We start from the raw sequence: 25,857 nt of genomic DNA on the forward strand, positions 1-25,857 counted from the left end.
CTAAAAGGCATAGCTTAAACTAAGCGTACTATAAATTTCATCACGGCTCTTTCCTTTAGCAACCGTGCTGTTATTGATGTACTCGGTATCAAAAACCAAGGCTAGGCGTTCAGCCAATTTATTGGATAACGAACCTTTTATACTCGTCGTTGTATTGCTATCACCATAATCAACTCGAGCTGACGCACCAACCGCTAAATTTTGGCTAATCGTACTTTGTGCTTGTACAAATGCATTTGCAATCCATTCATTATCACTACGTGAACCCTGCACTGCCGAAGAAGGCTGGCGGACCGAATGACGAAAACCGGGACCTAAACCTAGGTCCACTTTAGTGGTTTCTGTATCCAGTAATGTCGCCCCAAGTCCTCCAACCGCTAAGGCTTGATGACGATAGGTCGCGTACTGATCATGCTCATACTTGCTATTACCAAACACGAATAGATGCTGGCTGACATCGTGTTTAATATCGTAAATAAGACGATATTTATTTGTACCATCATCGTTGCTATTAGATTTATAGGAATAAAACGTTGCTAATGCTAACTGCTGCCGCCATTGCTCCTGTTGATATTTAACCAGTGCACCTGAATTTACCGAAACTGTTGATGCACTATTTTTAGAATAAATAAACCCAAGCTTAGCATCGCCACTCCAAGGACTTTTTGCCTCGGTAGCATCTGCCATCGCAAAACTAGAAGTCAACAATCCGATCCAAAGTGTACTCAACGAAAATGGGATCGCGTATTTCATCATCTCTATCCATTTATAATCAAAATAACCGTTACTCTAACAAACGCACTTAATATTTAAGTAAGATCTTTGTTAAAATCGAACGCATAAAAAAAGCAGCCCGACTACTGGCTGCTCAATCATGACCGTGAACAATTAAGTGTTTTTGAACATTTTAATAGCTTGCAAATGTTGAGAGATCTTCTTGAACTTGTGTGGTTGCTCTTCATCCCATACAATCGAATAATAGGCTTTTAACTGCTGCTCCGTTTGCTGGTTATCTAAAACTGCATCCTGGCGTGATAAGAAGACTAGACAACGGTCTTTATTTTTCATGCGATATTGCTCAACACATTTCGTGGCTATATCTTCATACTCTTCTGGCCTATCAATTTTACCTTGCATATTGCGTTCTGGGTGCAAGTTGGGGTTAAACATTACTTGCTTAATACCACACAGAAAACCTATTCGCTCAGCCCAGTATCCGCCTAACCCAACACCGCAAATCAGTGGATGAGGATCATCTGAACGTTCAATCGCACGATGCACTTCTTTCAATAAATGCTGCATATCATGCTTAGGATGTTGTGTGCTATAACTGATAAAACGAACATCGTCATCAATAAATTGCAGCTGTAAAATTTTCTCGTGATTGCCCGGACTGGTTGAATCAAATCCATGTAAATAAATAATCATATACATCCCCCACTGCTTTGAATGTTTAATCTACCACGAAAACTAGGGATTAAAACGTTATCTACGACATTATTCATGACTTCGATTCAAGCTTGCTGAGAAAAAACCGCTAACGCTTGTTGTAATTTAACCGCTTGCTGTAAATAAGAGTCATCGCCCCAAAGTTGAAAAGCTAACAAATACCACAGCATCGCCATCAGTTGACAGCGAGGTTGCCACATTTTTACGCCAGCGATCCATTCGTCAACCTGATCGATCTGACGATAGTGGCAATAACGAAATACAGATTCCAATAGTGGCAGCTCACTCGCTTCAATCATCAAAGCAAGATCCAAACGAGGATCAGCAAGAGTTGCATATTCCCAATCGATTACTCGATAGCCTATATGGGTTTGGATAATATTGTAACCAGCAAAATCGAAATGACACAAACTCACAGGTATTGACGGACAGTTTGGTGCCGTTCGCCATTGCTGATAAAGAGTTTCATACTCCGCACTCTTCAATTCATCGGGTAACTGCAACCAATAGTGATCAACACGTGCCGTGTAATTAAAAGGGGCAACAGGGAGACGAGTAACCGAGGTCTGATGGATCTTGGCGAGTAATGGAATTAGTGAGTCTGAGGCCATCCCCTCCATCAATGCCTGGCCGGCTATCCATTCAACCAATAGCCCTTGATCATTAACCGTAATGGCTTTAGGTCCAAGTTGGGTATGTTCGATCGCTTTAAGAATTTGATACTCTTGAAAACGAGAAATAGCAAACGCTTTAGTGATCGCGGTCACCGGACGCCATACATAGTGCTCATCAGCAGAGTGTTCAATCCGCCAACACCGATTGGTTAAACCACCGACCAAGGTTTGTGCGTACTCAGGAGGGGAAGAAAAAAAGTGAGTTAATGACGCTAACGTTGCATCAAGTCGGCATGCTTCACGCCATGACATTTTCGCCATTACTCACCTCGTTTTATGTGCTTACCAACCAAATAAGCTTCTAGACTGCTGCTTACGTATTTCGGTTTCATCAGCCCACTCAATCAAACCCGTTCTTAGGTCCATTAAGCGCATAGTCATTTTGTAATAGACATCTTTGTCATTACCGGCACTCTTCACAATACTGGATAAGTTACCGTACAGCATGTATTGCGCACCGACCATTTGTCCAAATTGAATCGCCGAACGTTGATCGACTAACTCATCAGTATTTTGGAAATTCAGTTGCTTACGCACCGCTTCGACACGATCCATATCGACAAACCGGAATTTACCTGAATTAAGCATTTTTGTACTAATGGTGTCAGTGATCGACTCAGTATCAATATGCTCACTGGTTTTATTCTTAATCCGTTCCACAAAAACGATTGGACGTGCATCACGAGTAATCGCGGCTACCGAACCCGACATCATCATGCTATCAACCATCTCCGCTGCAATTTTTTGTAAATCGGTAGAGCCAAAGTCGACAGTCACGGTTTCTACTGCTTGTGCATCACCGTAACTGACTCGGTTCGAACATCCGCCTAATAAAACCGCGACACCAAGCAGTGCAATTACACTCTTTCTCATGTTGTTTCCTCAATTCATCTGATCAATTAATTATTTAACTCACGGATTTGCAATCGAAACTGCGTTCCTTGCGGATTCACCGACACTTCCGACATGGTGCGTTGTTCACCGCCACGTAGCATCAGTGCTTGCCAAGTCCCTGGCTGTGGGTTCACTTCAAGCCCATTATCGTCATACCAATAAAAACGGTATTGAAAATGTTGATCCCCGCGATAACGGCTCAGTACCTGTACCACGCCTCGAGTATGGCCATGAGCTTGAATCGTTTTAATGTCTTCTATTTGTACTCTTCCCGCTAGAACATTATCGGCAAATAATACGCGCTGACTCATACCATCAACTCGCATACCGGCGGTATTACTGGCACAAGCGGTCAAAAAAAAGAGCGCCAATACACTTACTATGATTGTTTTCATCATAACCTTCCTAGTTGTCGGTGCCAGATGGTGGCTTTATTCCCCTGTCGCGAGACCCACACCAGGGTGGTTCCTCCATCTGGTACATTAAAGGTATAGCTTAGACCATCGAAAGTCAGAGTTTGCTCACCTGATTGTACTTTATGATGCGTTGCATAAACTCGCCCCGGCAAAGTTATCCAACTTCGCGTATCCGGTTGCTCTGTTAAGGTATTAAACACATTCAACAAAAGGCTACTCACGCCATCACCTTGTGTACTCTCTTTACGAATTTGATCTTTGGCGACCACTCGCAATGCTTGACGAATCACCATACTCGGCATGCGTTCAGAGAGATCATGCCGCGCCATCAAATTAACATCGGTCAGTAAATCACTTGATAACACTTGTTGATTTAATAGTAGTGGAGAAAAACGCGTCGGCGCGACTGTTGGATAATAAGGCAATGCCAAAGAGTATAATACCGTATTACCCCGTCGATCTGAGAGAGGAAGAGTGAGTCGCCAACTCTGTCGCACATCGACAACATCCTGCTCTTCAATAATGATCACTTGACCTTGTTGAGCATGAAGTGCGGTTCTTTCACCATAACGTTGCGTCAGTTGAGATAGATGTTCACTCATCCCTAAGCGCTTCGCGACCCGCATCGTACCATCAATAACGGCCCGATTAGATGGCACTACGGCTAAGGCTCGTCGGTAATCAACATAAGCGCTGTTTAGGTCATCCGCAGCTTCGTACAACAAGGCTGACACGTACAACAGATAACCACTCTGCACCGCTTGTAAGGTCTCTCCTGCATCAGGGTATTGCGCTAAAATACTGCCTATATTCGGTGTAACACCGCTCGAACGTAATTGTTTTTGCGCTTTTTCTAATTGCGCTTGGCGGTTTTTACGAGTTTGCTCTTGCACCTGATTCGCACGGCGCATCTCAACCAATGCACTTTCTAGTTGATTAGCATGCAGATAGTTCAGCCCTAGATAAAGGTGTAGAAAACCAAGTTCATAATCCGCAGGCGTATATTCTTGCAAATTATCATTAATCGCCAATGCACCAGCACTGGTTGCTGTCGCGCTCAATGAAACCACGGCCTGATCTTGCTGACGTTGAATAGCAGCATCAGATAACGCAAACGCCGAACGACTCTGTTCAAACCGCTCGGCAAGTAAATAGACTCTCCCTCTCTCAAGATTATCTAAAATATCACCAGCCACATAATCCGATAATGTGGTGCGAGCTTGAGCATAATCGCCCTCTTTTACGGTCTGGTATAACCGAGCGTTTTGCGCACTGTAATGACTAAATAAGTTACCAGCCGTAAAACTGGCACAAGCACTCAATAATAGACAAACCGAGAGTAGGCCGCTGCGCAGCAGATAAACGTTCACTCGGTGCTTTCTCCCCCGCAAAGTCAGCATCAACTCATCAACAACGGGCCTAAAGGTCGACCACCAACCAAATGCATGTGGATATGGTAAACCTCTTGGCCTCCGTGGGCATTACAGTTGACAATAAGACGATAGCCGTCGGCTGCGATACCTTCTTGCTTGGCTATTTTTTTCGCCACGGTAAAAAGGCGTCCCAAAGCGAGTTCATCCTCATCGGTCACATCATTCACAGTCGCAATCAAACGGTTAGGGATAATTAAAATATGGCTTGGTGCACGTGGGTTAATATCGCGAAATGCGGTAACCAGTTCGTCTTGATAAAGAATATCAGCAGGGATTTCTTTACGGATGATTTTGCTAAATAGGGTTTCTTCAGCCATGACATACTCCATTAATCGAGATGAATAAAATCGTTTCCGTTGAGTATGCGACAAGGGACAATAAAGCTCAATACAAAACACGGTCCACTTAACAGAATAGCTTTCAACTACTTACGCAACCGACGTTTTGTTGTGCGGATCATGAAATGCGTTTGTCATTATCAATACAATACTGACTAATTTGTTAATTTTTTATGACTGCCATTCAAACCATTTATTCTCGCTAGTCAACCTCCAGAAACATCGCCCAATTGACCATGTTCAATGGTGCCAAGGAGCAACGAATTTCGCGAGTGGCGCAACCTCAAATGGAATGAATTTTGTTGAGTCATTTTGCTAAAAGTACTTCATGGAGAGAAATATGCAAGGTTCTGTTATTCGGCGAATGTACGCTGGGTTTACGCTGATCATCATTATGTTTGCCATTACCGTTACCATCATGATGGACAGTATGCGTCAAATCCATCACAACTTTGAAACGGTGACAAGTTCGGTTTTACCACTGGTTTCCTTATCTAATCAAACCAGTGTCCAACTCCTTTCTGCAGACAAATCGTTTAAAGATTTTTTGACCACTCAGAATGTTGAACTGATGAATGAACGACGTCAGGAATTTACCCAAGCACAAAGTGAATTTCAGCTTTTGATTGATAAGCTGGCCGCAGCGAGTACGCAACATTCGGCACTCGAAGAGCGAATCAACGAATTAAGAACACTTGAACAACGCTACTTTAACGAAGCGTACTTAGCGATGACTAATTATCAAGCGATGTTTGATGCACAAGCCAAAGTGCAGCAATCAACTCGTGAGTTTCAACGTCTGCATTCATCGCTCAGTGTTGGCATGAGAGAATTGGTTGATCAACAAACCAGCGTATCAATAAAGATGATGGCAAATGGCTATTTTATGCGCTTAAGGGATGCAGAGTTAATCACCTCTGACGCACTGGCAAGTTCAGATCGAGAGTTTGTCGATAAATCTCTCGCCAGAAACCGACGCGCAGTCTCTCAATTAAATGATGCATTTAGAGGCTTAGCGGCTCAATTACCAGAGCTTAACCGAAATTTTAGCGAGTCGATTCAACAATTCACCCTAGACGTGGGCCATAAAGGAGGCGTGCTTGATCAGCATAATGAATATCTACAAGCCCGCTATGCTCTGTATGACAATATTGCCAACCTAGCGAAGGATGTCGATAACGCAATGGTCATTTTAGATACCTTTAACCAAGCAGCAACGCAAGATTTAAATTACGCCTTGTATGATGCTGGAGAAGTGTATGACTCTGGCGTCTATCGAGCGATTGCGATCGGTTTATTGGTCACGCTACTGGCAGCAGGAATTGGTTATCATATTGCTCACAGTGTAAGAAGCCCACTTAAATATATCCTCACAACCTTAGAAAGCTTAACTCAAGGGGACATGACCAAACGCATTAAAGTTCGCCATAATAATGAATTTGCTCGAGTTAGCTCGCACATTAACTCTTTAGCCGATAATCTGCATGATATTCTAATGAAACTCAACACCGCGTCTGACGAGCTCACTCTGACTGCGAATACTAACCAATCCACATCACAACGAGCACAAAGTCAGCTGAATAGTCAACGTGAGCAAACCGCGAATGTTGCAACAGCGATGACCGAAATGGCGCATTCCGTGCAAGAAGTCGCGAATAATGCCCAAAACTCTTTGCACATGGTCCAGCAAGTAGAAAGTGCCTCCGAGTCTGGCCGACAGATCATGAATGACAATATCACCACCATCAACCAACTTGAATCTCGCTTGACCGATTCAGTCAGTGCGGTTAGTGAACTGCATAAAATGAGCAGTAAAATCGGTTCGATTTTAGATGTGATTCGCAATATCGCCGAGCAAACGAATCTGCTCGCATTAAATGCCGCTATCGAAGCGGCACGTGCAGGAGAACAAGGACGAGGCTTTGCGGTGGTTGCAGATGAAGTACGAGTACTGGCGCAACGTACTACACAATCGACATCTGAAATCGAAACCATGATCAGCAACTTACAATCCAGTTCAAATACGGCCAGTAAGGTGATCGAGAGCTGCATGCAAGAGATGGATCAATCGGTCGAAAAAGCCTCAACAGCCAATAGTGCTATGGAAGAAATCCAAGCTCTGATCATCGAGATTAGTCAAATGAGCACCCACATTTCTCAAGCAGCGCTTGAACAGAGTGAAACCACGAACTCAATGGCACGTAGTATCGAAGATATTAATCATATTGCCGATGCAAGTTATCAAGCGATGAACGAAATCGCCCAAACCAGTGCAAATTTAACTCGTCTCGCCGAGCAACAAGGACAATTAGTACACCGTTTTACCTTATAATTTATCCAACCATTATGCCCTGAGTAATCAGGAGCAATACCAAGCCCCATGACCATAGATACAGCTTGTGAATGGGGCACTCACTCCTCCCTCAGCCACATCTATTGTTCTCCAGCTTTGGGTTAGCTCTGTGTCAAAACTGCACATCTCAGGTACTTTTATTCACTCTTCTGGTTGTTTTTTCACTGCCTCACCGTTATATCAACACAAAGGCTTGCACACTTCCTATTTCCCCTCTCCACTTTGCAAGCCAAACATGAGGATTATCTATGGCCGTTCATGTTGGCATTATTGACCAAGACCCAGTGCGTTTAGTCACTCCCCTACTCGACAATCGCACTATCAGTCGTCACATTGTATTTATTGGTGATGACTCTCAGCGCAGCCTATTTTCTCGCTTAAGTGCTGTGCTAGATCGGCGTAAGATCACGTCAGAATTTTTTGAAATCCCTGCTGGCGCTGAAATTGCCAAAATAAAAGCCGCGATTCGACAACTGGCTGAAAAGCTCAAAAGCCGCAAAGAGGAAGTTAAACTGAATGCCAGTTGCGGACTTCGTCATCGCTTATTAGCGGTATACGAGGTATTTCGCACTCATCACTGGCCTATTTTTGTCGTTGAACCAAGTAGCGATCGACTTTGCTGGCTTTATCCAGATGACGCTGGCGATACGCAACTGCAAGACAATATTACCATTGCTGATTATCTGACTATTTTCGGTGCCCGAGGTGAGTTTAGTGAGTATCACTTGTCTCCTCAGCTTGATCAAAAACTCCATGCACTAGGACAGCGCTGGGCAAGTCATGCACTGGAACTCGGTCCTGGATTAGCTACGCTCAATTATCTGGCAACCACTTGCCGAAAAGAGCAACGCTTAGAGGTTGAATTATCCGAAAAACAACAAGGTTATCGAGAGTTGAACTTATTGATCGATGATTTGGTTGACAGCGGGATTGCCACTTATCAACAAGGAGTATTGACCTTTGCGAACGAAGATGCGCGCCGCTTTGCCAATGGCGAGTGGTTAGAAACCTTAGTCCACAGTACAGTAAAACAGATCCAAAACGACCTACCGACCATTCAAGACTGCTCTCTTAATGTACAAGTCTATCGTCAGCTTGGTGAGCGAGAGGTTCGTAATGAGCTGGACGTCGCCACCGTAGTTAACAACAAACTGCACATCATTGAATGCAAAACGAAAGGCATGCGCGATGATGGTGATGACACCCTTTATAAACTGGAATCTTTGCGTGATTTACTTGGCGGCTTACAAGCGAGAGCGATGTTGGTGAGTTTTCGTCCGTTACGCCATAACGATATTACTCGAGCAGAGGATTTAGGCTTGGCTCTTATCGGCCCGGATGAATTAAAAGACTTGAAAACTCATCTTACTCGCTGGTTTAAAGCCGCAGGTGGTGGAGAAGCGGTGTAACCATATTATCGATGATGATCAATGAACCGTCAGGTACATCAACTCCTCGTTCAATAGTGCATCATGAACGATTGAACGAGGAAAAGGATAGCTAATAGCTAGTGATCATCTTCGGTAAAGTTCGATGGCAACGTCATCTTCATTTGATTCCAAATCTGCGCACTCGCAATACCATAGTGGCGGATCACATGAGGTAATTGCTCAAAGTTTTCAGTCTGACACACATCCAGCAACTCACGATAAAACGCAAGGGCCAGTTGACGAGCCTCAGGATTAGAAAAATAGTAGCTACCAACACGGTCATACAGCTTCTTAACCCCATTAAAGATCAAGCCATAAATTTGATTACCCGAATGGAAGGCTAAACGTTGAAAAAGCATGTAATCATAGAAGTTGAACGTTTTAGCGATCAAGGCATCTTGGCGTTTTTCTTCATCTTTCTCACTATCTTCTTTGACGTGCTGTTTTATTTTTTCAGCATAAGGCGAAGAAGCAATAAACGCATCCCAACTCTCAGCATTCAGCAGTGCTTCAGTGCACTCAATCACATTACTGATGGTTCTTGCCGAGCTCTCTTGATTATTTTTAAATGCGTAACGCATAAAAATTGGACTAATATTCGTCCGAGCGGCTAACAGATCCTCAACGATACTGGTGGCATTTTCCGCATCCAATGTCATCAAGGTATCTAATATATGCAAACCTGAGGTTTCCATAAATTGATTCACTTTGGTCGGCTTGCCATGTTGAATGGTTAACCATCCATCACGAGCCAAACGCTGTAATACTTCACGTAAAGTGGTTCGAGTAACGCCGATAAGTTCTGATAATTCACGTTCTGCGGGTAAAATTGACCCAGGAGCAAAGCGGCCATTCCAAATGCTTTCGATGATGTATTTTTCTGCAAAACCCGCTGGGCTTTTTGCCTTGATAACCATTAACTACTTATCCAGTGTCTGTTGATTTACGTCGAATAGCACTCATCATACCACCAGTTGTCATTCAGCGGAAACAAACCCTCAGTAAAGTTATGTGAGCTTTTTGTTGGAGTGATTACTCTATTTTTGGCGAGATTTTACTCGTCTCATCATATAACTACGATTTTTTCAATGTAACTTACCAAAAACAAAGCGTTAAAAGCCGTGCTACTATATTTACTCTCCCATCCCCATCCTCTACTCTTATCCGTCTCTATCCTCAACGACTGAGGAAGCCAGTAGCAGAGCTGCGGCTCATCTCATGTCATCAAGGTCGCTAACTAACTGAGAGAAATAACCATGCCGATGTCACTCGGAAGTGCCTTTATCAAAAACTTCTTAGGCAAAGCGCCTGATTGGTACAAAGTTGCCATTATTACCTTCCTTATTATCAATCCTATCGTTTTCTTTTTCATCGATCCTTTTGTTGCCGGATGGTTGTTAGTCGCGGAATTCATTTTCACTTTAGCTATGGCGCTGAAGTGTTATCCTCTCCAGCCCGGTGGATTACTAGCGATTGAAGCGATTGCGATAGGCATGACCAGCCCAGAACAGGTCAAACACGAGTTGGTCGCTAATATTGAGGTGCTACTTTTATTAATGTTTATGGTCGCAGGGATCTATTTTATGAAGAACTTGCTCCTATTCATTTTTACCAAAATCTTACTCGGCATCCGCTCCAAAATACTATTATCTGTCGCCTTTTGCCTGACTGCCGCCTTTCTTTCCGCTTTCCTTGATGCGTTAACCGTCATTGCCGTGATCATCAGTGTCGCGGTCGGGTTCTATGCCATTTATCATAAAGTGGCTTCTGGGCAGCCCATTCTCGCTACACACGATCATACTCACGATGGACAAATCTCAGAATTGACTCGCGATGACTTAGAAGATTATCGCGCCTTTCTCCGTTCATTATTAATGCACGCCGGTGTTGGTACTGCCTTAGGGGGCGTGATGACCATGGTTGGTGAGCCGCAAAATCTTATTATTGCTGATCACGCGGGTTGGCTATTTGGTGAGTTTTTCATCCGTATGGCGCCTATCACCGTTCCTGTCTTGCTTTGCGGTATTTTAACCTGCGTGATAATAGAAAAATTTCAGGTATTCGGCTACGGCGCTCCTCTGCCCGTCAATGTGCGACAAATACTCATGGATTTTGATAGTCAAGCTCGTCAAAACCGAACCAAGCAAGATATCGCTAAACTTTGGGTGCAAGCCTTGATCGCCGTTTGGCTGATTATTGGTTTAGCTTTACACCTTGCTGCGGTTGGTTTGATCGGTTTATCGGTGATCATTCTCGCCACCAGCTTTTCAGGTATCGTTGAAGAGCATGCAATGGGTAAAGCCTTTGAAGAAGCGCTACCCTTTACCGCGTTATTGGCGGTTTTTTTCTCGATTGTCGCTGTGATCATTGATCAGCAATTGTTTACACCTATTATCGATGCGGTGCTGCATATTGATGACAAAGGAAGTCAACTTGCTCTGTTTTATGTTGCCAATGGCTTGCTATCAATGGTTTCTGATAACGTATTTGTCGGTACGGTCTACATTAGCGAGGTTCAAGCAGCGTTGACTCACGGTATTATCTCAAGAGATCAATTCGATCTACTGGCCGTCGCTATTAATACTGGGACTAACCTACCTTCCGTAGCGACACCCAATGGCCAAGCCGCTTTCTTATTTTTACTCACTTCAGCGCTAGCACCATTAATTCGCTTATCGTATGGGCGCATGGTGTTGATGGCACTACCCTATACTATTGTCATGACCTTAGTCGGGTTAGTCGGTGTGATTGTCTTCCTAGAACCAATGACTGGCTATTTTTATGATATTGGTTGGATCACTCACCATAGTCTCAAAGCCGGAGCCATACTCAGCGGCCATTAAAAATTGTATTGAATAAGAAACCAATCCAAGCTAAAAAGCTCTAATCGACGACGAAATGACTATTTCGTCGTCATGTTAATTTAGCAAGGACAGTCATGTGAACTTTATCTTTCAACTTCAACGCTTTTCCCGCTCTCGTCTATCATGGGCTTTACTGCTTGGCTTAGTGATTTTTTTTGAACTTTGCGCACTTTACTTCCAGCATGTCATGCTGCTTGCTCCCTGCGTAATGTGTATCTATGAACGTATCGCTATGCTCGGCATTGTCGGTGCCGCAGGTATCGGCTTAATTAACCCACAACGCGCTCTGTTAAGATGGCTTGGTTTTGCCGGATGGGGTTATAGCGCTTATCAAGGCTTAAGACTGTCGATCCAACATGTGGATTATCAGTTGAATCCTTCCCCGTTCAACACCTGCGATCTGTTTGTTACTTTTCCAAGCTGGGCACCACTCAATCAATGGATGCCGTGGATGTTTGAAGCCTATGGTGATTGTAGCCAAATCTCTTGGCAATTATTCAGCCTATCGATGCCGCAATGGTTAATAGTGATTTTTGCTGGTAATTTACTTGCGTTAAGCCTGATGGTGGCTGTGCAGTTTGTAAAACAGAAATAATAAAAATGCCCACCATCAGGTGGGCAAAATCAGCAGTGCGATTAATTACTTAGAAGAAATATTTGAAACGAACGCGAACACCTACATCTTGATCATCGGCAGCATTGTCAACTTTCGAGAAGTAAGAACCCAAATAGATAGAGAAATCTTGTACATCCATTACGTTAGCAATTTCATAAGATGCCCAAGTTGTATTCATTTTCTCTTTGCTGCCAGTGTCTGCTTGTGAATAGATATGACCTAAACCAAAGCGTTTATACTGAATCACTGCACCAATGGATGTATCTTCTTTGGTACCAGTGACATCAAAATCACGGTAGGCGTAACTCAAATCAAGGCTAAAGTCTTGTACTGAGTAGTTAACCGTTGCGCCGTAACCAAGATAATCATTAGCTGCATCGGCTTTATCTGCCGTTAAGTTTGCTTCCAATGCTGCAGCAAAACGTAAGTTATCTGTAGCTTGGAAAGCGACCACTGGGCGAACAAAGACTGCGTTTTTGTCAGCGCCATCATTTTGTTTAAACAGCGAGCCTAATTCAAAATAAAGACTATCGATCGATTTTGCATAGCTCACTTGACCATAGTCACCACGGCCACGAGCGTCTTTCATACGGTAAGGTTCAATAACGTCACCCGCGACATTAGTACGAGCAAAATCCAGCATCGTATCTTGACCAACAGGGAACATATCAAAGCCTTCAAAGCGACCAATTTTTAATTCCCAGTCGGCTTGGCGACCAATAGCGAAGAAAGCATCATCCAGATCCACATCACCACTGGATTTTAGTAGCGGCTGAACTTGCACTCTTAGATAGTGATCATTGGCGACTTCACGTTCTGCAGCAATCTGCACCAAAATACGGCCACTTTGACTAAAGTCTTGAGTGCCTTGATTGTTTCTATCTTTATCGACGAAGTTAAGATCATACTCAACATCACCGCCAATCGTAAATAAACCCTGTTCATTTTCAACGCTGATCCCTGCATTCGCAGCCAGTGCAGCAGAGACCAAAACAGAAGCAAGCGAAAGTTTACCAAAGGTATTAAATTTCATTATTATCTCCATTGGCCTTAAGGCCATTGTGTTGATTTTATTAGTTTAGTGCTGTCCTTTGCTTTACCCAGACCCCAAGTGTGCGATTAGGGGGTACATCGTTTTCATGTGGTTATCGTTTTGAAGTCCGAGGTCAGTGACCACTGTGCATAAGAATCCCTTCGTGCCGCTGACGAGCTGAGTGTACATTCACCAAATACATAGAAACCATGAATCTGATCACAATGAAAACCGTTCCCAATTAATAAATTATGAATAATTTCCGTTTCGTCACGCTTATCAAATTAATTTGGATACGAAATTAATTACTGGCATGATTTTTAATGTTAATTTTTTTACTGAAAAAATTAATTAAGCTTAAGAATGTTATTGATTTGATAAAATAGGCAGAAATAGGCGAAGAAAAAATGATGAATGATGTAGACGAGAATGATATCGCTTATATGTGCATGATAGTGTTGGATGCTAAATAATAGTCCCCTTCTCTCTGTCTGAAAATAATCTTACTTCTACCTCGAAATGATTAAGCTTGTCGTTAATTAAACCACACCATTCTTGGGCCGGTTACCGCTAACTGACCAAAGTGACCATGGTAAACCGCCCTCAGCCAGCAATAAAAATTGCGCGCCATAGCAATGTGAAAAATAAATATAAAAATCCCCATGATCGAACCACACCCAGTATTCGTAAACCAGCTTAACTGGCAGCGAATTAATCGTTTTGGCACTTTTATTTGTTGACAAAATGAAAAACCGCAGTGAATCCGGTAGCTTTGTTGTGACGTAGAATGCCAAATGGCTACTTAGTTGTAACATAAGTGTATAATGTGTTGCAGACTGCTTTGTTTTCTTTAGAATAATGTGCCGAAGCAAACTAGTTGATAAATAATCCCTCATCACTGACTTAGTTTTGAAGTTTATTTATCCATTACATAAGACTCTATGGTTTCCTGGGAGGAAAAATGAAAACCAAAAGTAACATTAAAGTTACTTTGATATTGTTAGGGGTTGCGGTTTTAGGTCTTATTGGCACTATCTTCAGCACTAATATGGTGTTGTTTGATCCTAAAGGCCCGATTGGTGAAGCACAAAAATCACTGATCATTACCGCCGTATTACTCATGGCAATTATCATTATCCCGGTCTTGTTTATGGCAATTTACTTTCCTTATAAGTATCGTCATAACAACACCAAGGCTGAGTACAAACCCAAGTGGGAACATTCAACGAAGATTGAAATCATCGTTTGGACGATTCCATGCTTGATCATTCTCGCGTTGGGCCGCATCACTTATCTTACTGCTTTTTCACTCGATCCGAGGCAAGCAATAGAGTCAGATAAGCCGCCATTGACCATTCAGGTCGTCGCGATGAACTGGAAATGGCTATTCATCTACCCAGAGAAAGGAATCGCCACCATCAACGAAATTTCATTTCCCGTTGATCGCCCAGTGCAGTTTCTCGTGACTTCAGATACGACGATGAACTCTTTCTTTATCCCGCAATTAGGTAGTCAAATCTATGCGATGGCAGGGATGGAAAACCGTTTGAGTTTAATGGCCTCTGAAGAGGGTGTTTATCGTGGTGTTTCAGCAAACTACAGTGGCTTAGGTTTTTCCAATATGCATTTTAAAGCTCATGCGGTCACTGATGAGCAGTTTGAGCAATGGGTTAACCAAGTGAAAAGCTCAGGCAACGTGCTTGATGATGCTAGCTACCAGGCGCTAGTGGATAATTCCCACGAGCAGATTCGAACTCAGCACCCGATTACCTACTTCTCTACGGTTAATCCTCTGCAATTTAAAGACATCATTGAGAAATATTCAGGAGTCCAAAATGGCTTATAAAGGCGATGTTTATGCCGAGCCGAATGCAGTCTTCGGTAAACTGAACTGGGATGTAATCCCGTATCATGATCCGGTTATTCTACCCGTCATGCTTGCGGTTGTTCTCGGCGGTTTAGCACTGCTCGGTTATATTACTTACGCAAAAAAATGGGCTTACTTATGGCACGAATGGTTTACTTCTGTCGACCATAAGAAGATTGGTCTGATGTACATCATCGTTGCTGGTGTGATGATGTTTCGTGGATTTGCTGATGCAGTCATGATGCGTTCGCATCAAGCAGCAGAAAGCGTCGGTCTTGGATACCTTCCACCAGAACATTATGACCAAGTCTTTACCGCTCACGGCGTGATCATGATTTTCTTTGTTGCGATGCCCTTTATCGTCGGCTTAATGAATATCATTGTTCCACTGCAGATCGGTGCTCGAGATGTTGCCTTTCCTTTCCTTAACTCCTTGAGTTTTTGGTTGTTTGTCTCTGGGGCAATTCTTGTCAATATCTCATTGTTTGTCGGTGAATTTGCGGCAACAGGTTGGTTGGCTTATCCCCCCCTTTCTGGCAGTGAATATAACCCTTGGGTCGGGGTCGACTACTGGCTATGGGCTCTGCAGATCTCCGGGATAGGTACCTTGTTAACTGGGGTAAACTTCATCGCGACGATATTACGTATGCGAGCACCTGGAATGAAGCTGATGCAGATGCCGGTATTTACTTGGACATCGCTGTGCGCGAACGCTTTGATTGTCGTGGCATTCCCGATTCTAACCGTCACCATTACCCTACTTACCCTTGACCGTTATATCGGCACTCACTTCTTTACGAGTGATATGGGTGGTAACCCAATGATGTACGTAAACTTGATTTGGGCTTGGGGTCACCCTGAAGTTTATATCTTGATCTTACCTGCATTTGGTATTTTCTCAGAAGTAGTAGCGACGTTCTCACGCAAACGTCTTTTCGGTTATACATCGTTAGTTCTTGCTACCGCCGTAATCATGCTGCTCTCTTTTGTCGTTTGGTTACACCATTTCTTCACTATGGGTGCTGGTGCGAGCGTCAATGCCTTCTTTGGTATTGCGACCATGATTATTTCCATTCCAACTGGGGTGAAAATATTTAACTGGCTATTTACCATGTATAAGGGACGAGTCGAGTTTTCAGCCAGTATGTGGTGGACCTGTTCGTTTCTTATCACCTTTACTATTGGTGGCATGACGGGGGTTATGTTGGCCGTTCCTGCGGCTAACTTTGTCCTACACAATAGCTTATTTGTTATCGCTCACTTCCATAACGTGATTATTGGTGGCGCGCTGTTCGGCTACTTTGCAGGCTTAACCTACTGGTTCCCGAAAGCAACCGGCTTTAAGCTCAACGAAAAGTGGGGCAAAATCTCTTGTGTCCTATGGAGTGTTGGCTTCTTCGTTGCCTTTATGCCTGTCTATGTTTTGGGCTTTAACGGCATGACTCGTCGCTTATCGAGCATAGAAAACCCAGAATGGGCACCGCTGTTGTGGATTGCTGCTGCGGGCGTTGGCCTAATTGCTCTTGGCGTGGCTGCGCAAGTATGGCAAATCTTCATCAGTATCCGTGATCGCAAAGATAATTTAGACACCACAGGTGATCCTTGGAATGGCCGCACTCTTGAGTGGGCAACCTCGTCACCACCGCCATTCTATAACTTTGCAACATTACCAAAAATTCACGACCGTGATGAGCATCACTACCGTAAAGAACATGGTATGGCATACGTGAAACCTGAGCGTTACAAACAGATCCACATGCCAAAAAATACTTGGGCTGGCGTCGTTATCAGTGCCTTCTCATTGGTGTTCGGATTCGCTTTTGTTTGGCATATCTGGTGGATGGTGATTGTTGGCTTCGTGGGTATGATTGGTGCGTGGATTGCTTACAGCTTCGACCGCAACAAAGATTACTATGTGCCAGTATCGGAAGTTGAAGCGATTGAAACTCCGCATCTAGAGCGCGTTTATCAAGACCATCCGCATTTCAACTCTCAACCAGAGCTTTCTGGCTCTAAACAAATGGTATGAGGATTGAGGAGTAATAATGAGCACAAATACTCAAATTAATGACTTGCATGATCATCATGATCATCATGATACCGCCGGTGACGATCTCTTTGGTTTTTGGGTTTACATCCTAAGTGACTGTTTGTTATTCGGTACTCTATTCGCTGTTTTTGCTGTTTTTTCGAACAGCTTTGCTGGAATGGTTGAACCGAGCGCTCTGTTTGACCTTTGGTTTGTTGCTGGTACAACAGCTTTACTATTGCTAAGTAGCTTGACCTTCGGGATGGCAATGCTGAAACAAAATGCCCATGATATGAAAGGCATGGCGACTTGGTTAGGCATTACTTTCGCGCTAGGCTTTGGCTTCTTGATCATGGAGCTCTATGAGTTCCATCATCTTAGCCTTGCTGGAGCGACCTTTAGCACGAGTGCGTATTGGTCATCCTTCTACGCACTCGTAGCCACTCACGGTCTACACGTGTTTGCCGGTTTAATTTGGATGATCGTGTTATTTTTCCATTTTAAACGTGATGGTTTTACCACGGCGAACAAGACTCGCTTAGCACTACTCAGCTTGTTCTGGCACTTCTTAGATATTATCTGGATCTGCGTATTCAGCGTGGTGTACTTAATGGGGGTAATGTAATGGAACACTCTTACGAACAGAACCATGGTGGTCAAGCGCACGGTAGCGTGAAAGAGTACTTACTGGGTTTCTTGTATTCGGTACTCCTGACCTTAATCCCATTTGCGATGGTGATGGCAGATATTGGATCGCCAACCACCAAAGTTGTGGTCATTCTGATCTGTGCCGTGGCTCAGATCCTAGTACAACTTGTGTTCTTTCTACATATGAACACCTCATCAGAGCAAGCTTGGAATGTGATTACCGCCGTCTTTTCTGTGGTAATTGTCGCTATCGTCTTAGTTGGCTCGATGTGGATCATGCAGCATCTTAACCACAATATGCTGATGGGACACTAACTGGAAGTAATGATGTTCAAGCACTATTTACAACTTACTAAACCAGGCATCATCCGCGGCAACCTTGTTGCCGCGGCGGGTGGTTTCTTTCTGGCCTCACAAGGCCAGATAGACTGGCAACTTTTTATTGCTGTTTGCCTTGGCACCAGTCTGGTCGTGGCTTCTGGCTGTGTCTTTAATAACTATATTGACATAGATATTGATGCAAAAATGCAGCGCACACGTAACCGTGAACTGGTACAAAAAATCGTGCCTGTTTCACACGCGCTGATGCAAGCTTGCTTACTGGGACTAGCTGGTTTTGCAATTTTGTATTTTTTCACTTCAATACTTGCCTTTGCCTTTGGTCTCCTTGGCTTTGTCGTTTATGTCGGTTTTTACAGCCTTTATTATAAACGCCACTCTGTGCATGGTACTTTGATTGGTGGTTTATCTGGTGCTTGCCCTCCTGTTATTGGTTACTTTGCCGTCACTCATCAGCTCGATATTGGTGGCGCTATTTTATTTTTAACCTTCTGTATTTGGCAAATCCCCCATTCTTATGCGATTGCCATCTATCGATTTAATGATTACAAGGCAGCCAACATTCCCGTCCTTCCTATTCAAGAAGGTATTGCTAAAGCACGTTATCATATCATTGGCTATATTATTGCCTTTGCTGTGGCATGCTGGGCATTAACGTACCACGGTTATGCTGGAAGCTGGTTCGCTTTAGGTATGGGATTAATTAGCCTTTATTGGTTATATATCGCTAAGGTTGGCTTTCAAAAAATGCCAACTGAGCAATGGGGTAAACAATTAATGTTGTTGTCTATTGCTTGCATCATGCTGTTCTGCTTATTAATTTCAGTAGATTTTACCCATGTAACAGCGCATAACGATATCCAAGCGGCCCTGCCAACATTCAGTTTAGAAGGCCTATTTTCATGAGTTCAAAAGCGATTAAATATACCTTGATGACTGGGGCGATTTTTATCGCCATTGTTATTGGTTTGTATATTAACTATTCAACGGTTCCGATTGGAGAGCGCCCAGTACAACCTAATCAAATTGGCGGCAACTTTAGTCTTCATACCGCATTAGGTGATATTAATTTAGAGGATTATCAAGGAAAAGTCGTGGTACTTTACTTCGGTTATCTGAGCTGTGCCGAGGTATGCCCTGCATCAATGGGCGTCATGTCAGCGGCTTTTCGCATGCTGCCTGATGAGGTCGGTGATAATGTACAAGGGCTATTCATCAGCGTCGATCCCTCGCGTGATGATCTAACATCGTTGCACCAATTCGCACAGCATTTTGATCCTAGAATCAAAGGAGCAACAGGCAGTGCAGAAGACATTAATAAAATTACTAACCAATACGGTGTCTACTATGACATGGTTAATATGCAAAATTCAGCATTAAGTTACACCGTTGATCATGTCTCTCGATTTTTTGTGATTGCGCCTACAGGACAGTTTGTTACGTCGATGAGCTACAGCACAACACCGACAGAACTGGCTGCTCGTATCGAACGCACACTACAACGCTACCAAGAAACTAAACAAGGTTAATTATGAATCGTATTGTCCAACTTCTTATTGGAGTTCTATTGCTACTCGTATTAGCAACCATTGTTCGACATTTTACTGCTGACAGTGATTCTTCTGAGCATCACCATGCTCATCATCCTCTAAAAGATGAGCAACTGATCACTATCGGTGAAGGCTTATTGATCGCAGAGCCTAAAGCCAAAGCCACGATTCCTGGAACCAAAGTCAGTGCAGGCTATCTATCGCTGGTTAACCATTCTGATTCTGATATGGTTTTCGTTGCGGCACGTAGTGATGTGGCTGCACACACTGAGTTACATCATATGGTGATGGAAAACAGTCGTATGTCAATGCGTCAAGTTGACAGCATTACGGTACCAGCACATGGCCAGTTTGATCTGACTCCAGGTGGATACCATATTATGTTTATGGATATTGTCGCCCCCTTCGTTGCTGGACAAACCATTACTGTCGAATTGATTGATGAGGCACAACGTGCTTATCCTGTAGAGCTACTAGTGGTAGATATGAGCAGTAATCACTCTCACGCCCACTAACCATCTCGGGAGAAAACAGTGCTTACCACTGCAAAAAAACTATCTGTTATTGCTCTAGCCAGTGCCATCTCTTACAGCGTAATGGCTGAGTCACCCACAAGACCGAGCACCTCAATGGATATTATTGCTGGGCAGCAAACACTGCCTTGCGAGAGCATGCTCACTGAGTTTGCGGCAGAAGTACTAAAACTCAATCCCCACCGGATGTTAGAGCAGATAACCCCTATCAGCGGTGATCAGTTATTTCATGCTTTTACCGTCACTGATTACCGAGATAGAGCAAGTCATATCACTTTTCATGCGGTAGAAAATGCAGCAGGACAATGTCAAGCAACCGCGATCGAAAGTTACTTGTTACAAACCAATTGTGCAGATGCAAGACACGAAGCGTTCAGTAAATGGACATTTCAAGGTAAATTGAATCAAGAAACAATGGTCCTCACTAGCGATCGTATTGTAGGTAAACAAGCTTTTCTGACTGATCAGAGCCCCGCCGTTTGCTTGGTGACGACCCGCTATCAAGTGATAAAACCAGCCAGTCACTAACCTTCTGTTTCTGCTTATAAAAAGGCCCTGTATGATTACAGGGCCTTTTTCTGTTCATGCATGTGATGGGTAGGCTAATCGCGACTGGGTGAAGGAGCCAACACCTCACGGTTACCATTATGACCTGGCGCACTGACAATACCTTGAGCCTCAAGCTGTTCAACAATCCTTGCCGCCCGATTATAGCCAATTTTAAATCGACGCTGGACTCCTGAGACCGAACCACGACGAGTTTCTACTACGTGTTCGACAACTTGATCGAATAGCGGATCCATGTCCTCATCATCGTCCATTTTTTCACCCGGTAGCAGCGACTCTGGACCTTGATCTCCCGCGATAATATCACTGATATAGTTAGGCTTACCGCGAGCTTTCCAGTTGTTGACCACAGCATGCACATCATCATCTGACGCAAAAGCACCATGGACACGAATCGTATGACTTGAACCAGGGGGAAGATAGAGCATATCTCCCATTCCAAGTAACGATTCTGCACCACTTTGATCAAGAATAGTTCGAGAATCCGTTTTAGTTGATACGGTAAACGCTACTCGGGTTGGAATATTCGCTTTAATTAATCCGGTGATCACGTCCACAGAGGGGCGTTGAGTAGCAAGAATAAGGTGTATACCTGCCGCTCGCGCTTTTTGTGCTAAGCGAGCGATCAGCTCTTCTACTTTTTTACCAACCACCATCATTAAGTCTGCAAACTCATCCACGACAACAACAATATAAGGCAGTTTTTCTAAACGTGGGGGAGCGGTATCCATACTATCCCCTTCTCTCCAAAGTGGATCGTGGATCGGATGCCCAGCTTCCGCCGCCATTTTCAGTTTATCGTTAAATCCCTTAATGTTACGCACACCAAGTACCGACATTAATTTATAACGACGCTCCATCTCACCAACACACCAACGCAATGCATTAGAGGCATCTTTCATATCGGTCACGACCTCAGACAATAAATGCGGGATGCCTTCATATACCGATAACTCAAGCATTTTAGGGTCAATCATGATGAATCGGACATCTTCTGGGGTCGATTTGTAAAGCATACTGAGGATCATCACGTTCACCCCAACTGATTTACCGGAACCCGTGGTTCCTGCCACCAACACGTGTGGCATTTTGGCAAGATCCACGACAACAGCTTCACCAGCAATATCTTGTCCAAGAACCATGGTAGTCGGCGATTTCGCCTCTTTAAATTGTGCACTACTGACAACATCGGACAAAAACACCGTTTGCCGACTCATATTCGGCAGCTCTAGACCAACATAAGGTTTACCTGGGATAACCTCTACCACTCGTACAGCCATTGCAGATAAGGAACGAGCTAAATCCATCGATAAACTCGATATTCGGCTTACTTTAACTCCGGGGGCTAAATCTAATTCAAAGCGCGTGATAACTGGTCCAGGAAAAATCCCCACAACTTGAGCTTGGATTTTATAATCAGCCAATTTTGATTCGACTAGGCGAGCGATCTCTTCTAGTGCTTCTCGATCTATAAAGTTTTCACGCTTTTCAGGGTGGTACAGTAACTCCAAGGTTGGCATGGGTTCCGTGGGCTTTGGCAAATTGACGCTTTGCTGCATCAAAAATGGATTTTGAGTCGCCGCCATGTTAGCTTGAGCATCAGACACCATCGCTTGAAACGCCTGTACATCATCATCAAAGGGTGATGACTCATCATCCTCAGCACTTATTTCTATCGCCTGATCCAATGTATCGCTCGGCCCCGATGATGGGGTATGGCTTAATGAGGGAGACTGCACCTCTTCTTCAACAATATCTAAACGAGAGATTGCAGGTTGAATAGCAGGCTCATCCCATTCTGTTTCCTCTAACGTTTGAGGATTAAAGATAGGCTCATCATCGGTCAACGCTTCACTCTGCACAGGTTCTATCTGTTCGGCTGGCTGATCATGATGATGTTGTTGATGGGGGAAATGGAAATCCGATGCTTCGGCAAAGTCATCGTATTGACGAGCCTGCTGCTCTAATTCTTCTATCGTGGCATCCAGCAAGACTTTTCGCTCAGGTTTCTCTGTGTTTTGGTTATCCGGAATGTGGATATTGAAACGTCGTGGGGTTTTCTCTTCTGCTATCGACTGGTGTTCAACCGTCTTATTAGTCGTATCAACCATACTATCAGAAAGCGGATTGCCCGATGACGTACTTTCCAGCGTCACATCAGGTGATATCGGTTCAAGACGCTGGGGCTGAATTAACTCATCTTTGTCGCCACGGATACGGTTCATCAGCCATTGACAACCACGAATGCAATTACTACCAAGCCACTCGACTATCGTTAACCAAGAGATCCCTGTTAATAGCGTTAGTCCTGCTCCCCATAAGAAGAGTAGCACTAAGGTGGTACCGAGTAAGTTTAAGGTAGGGAGGGCCAAACTGGTTAGGACGTCACCAATGACACCACCGGAAGAAAAATACCAAATATCATCAAAATTGATATCAGCTAAGCCACAACTGGTCAGGATCAAAATAACCAAACCGAGTAAACGGGTCCCCCACAGCATCAAATCGATACTTTCTTGCTCACCACGGCGACGTAATGTTACCCATGCCATGGCGGTAAAAATAATCGGTAATAGATAAGCTAGCGATCCAAAGACAAAAAAGAGTGTATCCGCGACCCAAGCGCCAACCATTCCTCCTGCATTTTGAATATCAGAGCCCCAAGCGGTTTGTGACCAAGAAGGATCCGCTGGATGAAAGGTCAGTAAAGCCACCGCAAGTAACACGGAACAGAGAACTGCTAAAATAAGCCCACACTCCTTTAAACGCTGCTTACCATTTAAACGAGAAGGCGGTAACTGCTCGGTGGTTTTGATGATCGTTTCGACTTTATTGTTACTGTGTTTGAACATATACCAACTTGACTATGATGATAATGGCCAATATGAACAATACTATAACTCATATTGGAGAGGAGAAAACAGTCTGAGCGGCCATCGCCGCTCAGACTGTTAGTAGATTTAACCATATCAAGGTAAAAAACCCAATGCATCAACGTCAGAATGTGGTAAGAAGTCTCTTCTTCACACCCTTATAGGTTTAGCGCGTTTTTATTACCAGTTGGTTAGTTTGTTTCACTTCTTCCATGACCACGTAGGTGCGCGTATCGTTAACGCCAGGCAATCGTAACAAAGTATCACCCAGAAGCTTACGATAAGCTCCCATATCGGATACTCGTGTTTTCAACAAATAATCGAAGTCCCCTGAAACGAGATGGCACTCTTGTATATCATCGAGTTTTTGCACTGCGACATTAAATTGCTCAAATACATCTGGCGCGCCACGATTAAGAGTTATCTCAACAAACACGAGCAATGAAGCATCAAGATACTGGGGGTTTAACAGGGCTGTATACCCTGTAATGTACCCTTGACGTTCAAGCCGTCTCACCCGCTCCAAACAGGGGGTCGGTGAAAGACCAACCCGTTTGGATAATTCTACATTCGAAATACGACCATCTTTTTGCAACTCATTTAAGATATTGCGATCAATACGGTCAAGATCCTTGGAGGGCCTTTTATAGTTCTCTGCCATTTTTTATTCCACCTTATTACTTCCTTGCAAAAAAATATATTACAACTTCTTCATATTCAGCATCAAACTTTATATACGCACAACTATACTAGTCATAAACTCGACACAAAATTCCAACAAAAAACCAACATGAATGAGTCATGTAAGGAGTTAGAATGATTATTGGTGTACCTAAAGAGATCAAAAACCACGAATATCGCGTGGGCATGACTCCTGCCAGTGTAAGAGAGCTCACCTCACATGGCCACCAAGTGATTGTCGAAACCGAAGCAGGATCCGGTATCGGCTTTTCAGACGATGATTATATCGCTGCAGGGGCATCCATTGTTCCTAATGCAGCAAACGTATACTCGCAAGCCGAAATGATCGTTAAGGTCAAAGAACCTCAAGCCACAGAACGCGCTATGCTTAAAGAAGGGCAAATTTTATTTGCCTATTTACATCTTGCCCCAGATTTTCCACAAACTGAAGCACTTATCAAGAGTAATGCTATCTGTATTGCCTATGAAACTGTAACAGATAGTATGGGTCGATTACCACTATTAGCACCAATGTCAGAGGTCGCTGGCAGAATGTCAATCCAAGCCGGGGCTCGTATGTTAGAAAAGTCCCACGCAGGAATGGGAATGCTCCTAGGTGGTGTGCCCGGTGTCGCGCCAGCCAATGTATTGATATTGGGTGGTGGGGTTGTTGGCGCTAGCGCAGCAAGAATCGCCATAGGTTTACGGGCTAATGTCACCCTCCTTGACCGTAACCTAGACACTTTGCGCAAATTAGATGAAGAGTTCCAAGGGCGAGCAACTTTACTCTACTCCACTGCAGAAGTTATTGAACAGCAAATTATTCATGCCGACCTAGTGATTGGTGCTGTTTTGATCCCTGGAGCCAGCGCACCAAAACTGGTCAATGAACAGCACATCAAACGCATGAAACCCGGAGCGGTGGTCGTTGATGTCGCCATCGATCAAGGGGGATGCTTTGCTACTTCTCATCCAACTACCCACGATCAACCCAGTTATGTTCTACATGACGTCGTTCACTACTGTGTCGCGAATATGCCAGGAGCCGTGGCACGAACCTCTACTTTTGCACTTAATAATGCCACCCTTCCCTACATTGTCAAACTCGCTAATCTTGGTTATCAACGAGCGCTGATCGAGGACGCAGGATTACGAGCTGGACTGAATATCATTAAAGGACAAGTAACTTGTAAAGAAGTCGCAGACAACTTTCACTTACCTTATATCCAAGCCATAGAGGCACTAAACCCTGCAGATTGAGCTTCAAGTT

At 43.8% G+C, this 25,857-nt stretch carries 24 protein-coding genes; 13 read left to right on the forward strand and 11 right to left on the reverse strand.

Features of this window, described 5'->3' with window-relative positions; translation table 11 throughout:
• The 7 genes from AACS00_RS15510 to hinT all read right to left on the reverse strand — a co-directional run bounded on the left by AACS00_RS15510 (position 1) and on the right by hinT (position 5,183).
• Positions 1 to 756 carry a DUF481 domain-containing protein gene (locus AACS00_RS15510; RefSeq protein ID WP_110167930.1) on the reverse strand — a complete coding sequence of 252 codons (756 nt, stop codon included), beginning with the start codon at positions 754 to 756 and terminating at the stop codon, positions 1 to 3.
• Positions 757 to 888: 132 nt separating this feature from the next.
• Complete coding sequence (gene ycfP, locus AACS00_RS15515; RefSeq protein WP_072668947.1) at positions 889 to 1,428, reverse strand: alpha/beta hydrolase YcfP; 540 nt, start codon at positions 1,426 to 1,428, stop codon at positions 889 to 891.
• Between the two features lie 86 nt (positions 1,429 to 1,514).
• The gene (locus tag AACS00_RS15520; RefSeq protein WP_072668549.1) at positions 1,515 to 2,384 is read right to left on the reverse strand and encodes a phosphotransferase; all 870 of its coding nucleotides are present in this window, start codon (positions 2,382 to 2,384) and stop codon (positions 1,515 to 1,517) included.
• Positions 2,385 to 2,405: 21 nt separating this feature from the next.
• Entirely contained in the window at positions 2,406 to 2,996 is a 591-nt protein-coding gene (gene lpoB, locus AACS00_RS15525; protein WP_072668550.1) for a penicillin-binding protein activator LpoB, read from the reverse strand.
• 26 nt (positions 2,997 to 3,022) lie between these two features.
• Entirely contained in the window at positions 3,023 to 3,412 is a 390-nt protein-coding gene (locus AACS00_RS15530; protein ID WP_110167931.1) for a YcfL family protein, read from the reverse strand.
• Positions 3,412 to 4,833, reverse strand: a complete 1,422-nt coding sequence (locus AACS00_RS15535; RefSeq protein ID WP_258306878.1) for a COG3014 family protein — start codon at positions 4,831 to 4,833, stop codon at positions 3,412 to 3,414. The genes AACS00_RS15530 and AACS00_RS15535 overlap by 1 nt, the downstream gene beginning before the upstream one ends.
• The gene (gene hinT / locus AACS00_RS15540; RefSeq protein ID WP_004395614.1) at positions 4,833 to 5,183 is read right to left on the reverse strand and encodes a purine nucleoside phosphoramidase; all 351 of its coding nucleotides are present in this window, start codon (positions 5,181 to 5,183) and stop codon (positions 4,833 to 4,835) included. Before hinT ends, AACS00_RS15535 begins: the two co-directional genes overlap by 1 nt.
• A 361-nt stretch (positions 5,184 to 5,544) precedes the next feature.
• On the opposite strand from hinT, the gene AACS00_RS15545 reads away from it, so the two are divergent.
• Positions 5,545 to 7,536 carry a methyl-accepting chemotaxis protein gene (locus tag AACS00_RS15545; protein WP_072668553.1) on the forward strand — a complete coding sequence of 664 codons (1,992 nt, stop codon included), beginning with the start codon at positions 5,545 to 5,547 and terminating at the stop codon, positions 7,534 to 7,536.
• Positions 7,537 to 7,805: 269 nt separating this feature from the next.
• Positions 7,806 to 8,966: a DUF1887 family protein gene (locus AACS00_RS15550; RefSeq protein ID WP_110167933.1), complete on the forward strand. Its 1,161-nt coding sequence runs from the start codon at positions 7,806 to 7,808 to the stop codon at positions 8,964 to 8,966.
• A 98-nt stretch (positions 8,967 to 9,064) separates the two neighbouring features.
• Here the strand turns inward: AACS00_RS15550 and fadR are convergent, their stop codons facing one another.
• Positions 9,065 to 9,904 carry a fatty acid metabolism transcriptional regulator FadR gene (gene fadR, locus AACS00_RS15555; RefSeq protein ID WP_072668555.1) on the reverse strand — a complete coding sequence of 280 codons (840 nt, stop codon included), beginning with the start codon at positions 9,902 to 9,904 and terminating at the stop codon, positions 9,065 to 9,067.
• Positions 9,905 to 10,243: 339 nt separating this feature from the next.
• On the opposite strand from fadR, the gene nhaB reads away from it, so the two are divergent.
• Together nhaB and dsbB are read left to right on the forward strand one after the other, a co-directional pair.
• Positions 10,244 to 11,830, forward strand: a complete 1,587-nt coding sequence (gene nhaB, locus AACS00_RS15560; protein ID WP_072668556.1) for a Na(+)/H(+) antiporter NhaB — start codon at positions 10,244 to 10,246, stop codon at positions 11,828 to 11,830.
• 97 nt (positions 11,831 to 11,927) lie between these two features.
• Positions 11,928 to 12,446, forward strand: coding sequence for a disulfide bond formation protein DsbB (dsbB, locus tag AACS00_RS15565; RefSeq protein WP_040904492.1), 519 nt, complete (start codon positions 11,928 to 11,930; stop codon positions 12,444 to 12,446).
• Between the two features lie 49 nt (positions 12,447 to 12,495).
• Here dsbB and AACS00_RS15570 read toward each other — a convergent pair whose 3' ends face one another.
• Positions 12,496 to 13,500: a carbohydrate porin gene (locus tag AACS00_RS15570; RefSeq protein WP_110167934.1), complete on the reverse strand. Its 1,005-nt coding sequence runs from the start codon at positions 13,498 to 13,500 to the stop codon at positions 12,496 to 12,498.
• A gap of 961 nt (positions 13,501 to 14,461) precedes the next feature.
• On the opposite strand from AACS00_RS15570, the gene cyoA reads away from it, so the two are divergent.
• From cyoA to AACS00_RS15610, 8 genes are read left to right on the forward strand one after another with little or no spacing between them, the layout of a single operon-like run.
• On the forward strand, positions 14,462 to 15,346 hold the full coding sequence (gene cyoA / locus AACS00_RS15575) for a ubiquinol oxidase subunit II (RefSeq protein ID WP_110167936.1): 885 nt from the start codon (positions 14,462 to 14,464) through the stop codon (positions 15,344 to 15,346).
• Positions 15,336 to 17,396: a cytochrome o ubiquinol oxidase subunit I gene (cyoB, locus tag AACS00_RS15580; RefSeq protein WP_110167937.1), complete on the forward strand. Its 2,061-nt coding sequence runs from the start codon at positions 15,336 to 15,338 to the stop codon at positions 17,394 to 17,396. The genes cyoA and cyoB overlap by 11 nt, the downstream gene beginning before the upstream one ends.
• 16 nt (positions 17,397 to 17,412) lie before the next feature.
• Entirely contained in the window at positions 17,413 to 18,021 is a 609-nt protein-coding gene (gene cyoC / locus AACS00_RS15585; protein ID WP_110167938.1) for a cytochrome o ubiquinol oxidase subunit III, read from the forward strand.
• Positions 18,021 to 18,359, forward strand: a complete 339-nt coding sequence (gene cyoD, locus AACS00_RS15590; RefSeq protein ID WP_110167939.1) for a cytochrome o ubiquinol oxidase subunit IV — start codon at positions 18,021 to 18,023, stop codon at positions 18,357 to 18,359. Before cyoC ends, cyoD begins: the two co-directional genes overlap by 1 nt.
• A 9-nt stretch (positions 18,360 to 18,368) precedes the next feature.
• Positions 18,369 to 19,289 carry a heme o synthase gene (gene cyoE / locus AACS00_RS15595; RefSeq protein WP_258306879.1) on the forward strand — a complete coding sequence of 307 codons (921 nt, stop codon included), beginning with the start codon at positions 18,369 to 18,371 and terminating at the stop codon, positions 19,287 to 19,289.
• A complete protein-coding gene (locus tag AACS00_RS15600; protein WP_072668564.1) occupies positions 19,286 to 19,912 on the forward strand; it encodes an SCO family protein in 627 nt (208 codons plus the stop codon). Before cyoE ends, AACS00_RS15600 begins: the two co-directional genes overlap by 4 nt.
• Positions 19,913 to 19,914: 2 nt before the next feature.
• Positions 19,915 to 20,448 carry a copper chaperone PCu(A)C gene (locus AACS00_RS15605; protein ID WP_110167940.1) on the forward strand — a complete coding sequence of 178 codons (534 nt, stop codon included), beginning with the start codon at positions 19,915 to 19,917 and terminating at the stop codon, positions 20,446 to 20,448.
• Between the two features lie 18 nt (positions 20,449 to 20,466).
• Entirely contained in the window at positions 20,467 to 20,994 is a 528-nt protein-coding gene (locus tag AACS00_RS15610; protein WP_240004025.1) for a hypothetical protein, read from the forward strand.
• 74 nt (positions 20,995 to 21,068) lie between these two features.
• Here the strand turns inward: AACS00_RS15610 and AACS00_RS15615 are convergent, their stop codons facing one another.
• A complete protein-coding gene (locus AACS00_RS15615) occupies positions 21,069 to 23,885 on the reverse strand; it encodes a DNA translocase FtsK (RefSeq protein WP_110167941.1) in 2,817 nt (938 codons plus the stop codon).
• Between the two features lie 187 nt (positions 23,886 to 24,072).
• The gene (gene lrp, locus AACS00_RS15620) at positions 24,073 to 24,567 is read right to left on the reverse strand and encodes a leucine-responsive transcriptional regulator Lrp (protein WP_072668567.1); all 495 of its coding nucleotides are present in this window, start codon (positions 24,565 to 24,567) and stop codon (positions 24,073 to 24,075) included.
• A gap of 155 nt (positions 24,568 to 24,722) precedes the next feature.
• Between lrp and ald the strand changes: the two genes are divergently transcribed.
• On the forward strand, positions 24,723 to 25,847 hold the full coding sequence (gene ald / locus AACS00_RS15625; RefSeq protein ID WP_110167942.1) for an alanine dehydrogenase: 1,125 nt from the start codon (positions 24,723 to 24,725) through the stop codon (positions 25,845 to 25,847).
• The last annotated feature ends 10 nt before the right edge of the window (positions 25,848 to 25,857 follow it).

It is taken from the genome of Vibrio sp. 11986-1-5, assembly GCF_963878025.1.
Taxonomy (GTDB): Bacteria; Pseudomonadota; Gammaproteobacteria; order Enterobacterales; family Vibrionaceae; genus Vibrio; species Vibrio injensis.

What these genes read in the sequence shown, in the direction of transcription:
- ald (WP_110167942.1), top strand. Translation starts at nt 24,723, where the DNA reads ATGATTATTGGTGTACCTAAAGAGATCAAAAACCACGAATATCGCGTG.
- hinT (WP_004395614.1), bottom strand. Translation starts at nt 5,183, where the DNA reads ATGGCTGAAGAAACCCTATTTAGCAAAATCATCCGTAAAGAAATCCCT.
- AACS00_RS15615 (WP_110167941.1), bottom strand. Translation starts at nt 23,885, where the DNA reads ATGTTCAAACACAGTAACAATAAAGTCGAAACGATCATCAAAACCACC.
- AACS00_RS15510 (WP_110167930.1), bottom strand. Translation starts at nt 756, where the DNA reads ATGATGAAATACGCGATCCCATTTTCGTTGAGTACACTTTGGATCGGA.
- cyoD (WP_110167939.1), top strand. Translation starts at nt 18,021, where the DNA reads ATGGAACACTCTTACGAACAGAACCATGGTGGTCAAGCGCACGGTAGC.
- cyoC (WP_110167938.1), top strand. Translation starts at nt 17,413, where the DNA reads ATGAGCACAAATACTCAAATTAATGACTTGCATGATCATCATGATCAT.
- AACS00_RS15545 (WP_072668553.1), top strand. Translation starts at nt 5,545, where the DNA reads ATGCAAGGTTCTGTTATTCGGCGAATGTACGCTGGGTTTACGCTGATC.
- lpoB (WP_072668550.1), bottom strand. Translation starts at nt 2,996, where the DNA reads ATGAGAAAGAGTGTAATTGCACTGCTTGGTGTCGCGGTTTTATTAGGC.
- AACS00_RS15530 (WP_110167931.1), bottom strand. Translation starts at nt 3,412, where the DNA reads ATGAAAACAATCATAGTAAGTGTATTGGCGCTCTTTTTTTTGACCGCT.
- AACS00_RS15535 (WP_258306878.1), bottom strand. Translation starts at nt 4,833, where the DNA reads ATGCTGACTTTGCGGGGGAGAAAGCACCGAGTGAACGTTTATCTGCTG.
- AACS00_RS15550 (WP_110167933.1), top strand. Translation starts at nt 7,806, where the DNA reads ATGGCCGTTCATGTTGGCATTATTGACCAAGACCCAGTGCGTTTAGTC.
- cyoA (WP_110167936.1), top strand. Translation starts at nt 14,462, where the DNA reads ATGAAAACCAAAAGTAACATTAAAGTTACTTTGATATTGTTAGGGGTT.
- lrp (WP_072668567.1), bottom strand. Translation starts at nt 24,567, where the DNA reads ATGGCAGAGAACTATAAAAGGCCCTCCAAGGATCTTGACCGTATTGAT.
- cyoE (WP_258306879.1), top strand. Translation starts at nt 18,369, where the DNA reads ATGATGTTCAAGCACTATTTACAACTTACTAAACCAGGCATCATCCGC.
- nhaB (WP_072668556.1), top strand. Translation starts at nt 10,244, where the DNA reads ATGCCGATGTCACTCGGAAGTGCCTTTATCAAAAACTTCTTAGGCAAA.
- AACS00_RS15520 (WP_072668549.1), bottom strand. Translation starts at nt 2,384, where the DNA reads ATGGCGAAAATGTCATGGCGTGAAGCATGCCGACTTGATGCAACGTTA.
- AACS00_RS15570 (WP_110167934.1), bottom strand. Translation starts at nt 13,500, where the DNA reads ATGAAATTTAATACCTTTGGTAAACTTTCGCTTGCTTCTGTTTTGGTC.
- fadR (WP_072668555.1), bottom strand. Translation starts at nt 9,904, where the DNA reads ATGGTTATCAAGGCAAAAAGCCCAGCGGGTTTTGCAGAAAAATACATC.
- ycfP (WP_072668947.1), bottom strand. Translation starts at nt 1,428, where the DNA reads ATGATTATTTATTTACATGGATTTGATTCAACCAGTCCGGGCAATCAC.
- cyoB (WP_110167937.1), top strand. Translation starts at nt 15,336, where the DNA reads ATGGCTTATAAAGGCGATGTTTATGCCGAGCCGAATGCAGTCTTCGGT.
- AACS00_RS15605 (WP_110167940.1), top strand. Translation starts at nt 19,915, where the DNA reads ATGAATCGTATTGTCCAACTTCTTATTGGAGTTCTATTGCTACTCGTA.
- AACS00_RS15600 (WP_072668564.1), top strand. Translation starts at nt 19,286, where the DNA reads ATGAGTTCAAAAGCGATTAAATATACCTTGATGACTGGGGCGATTTTT.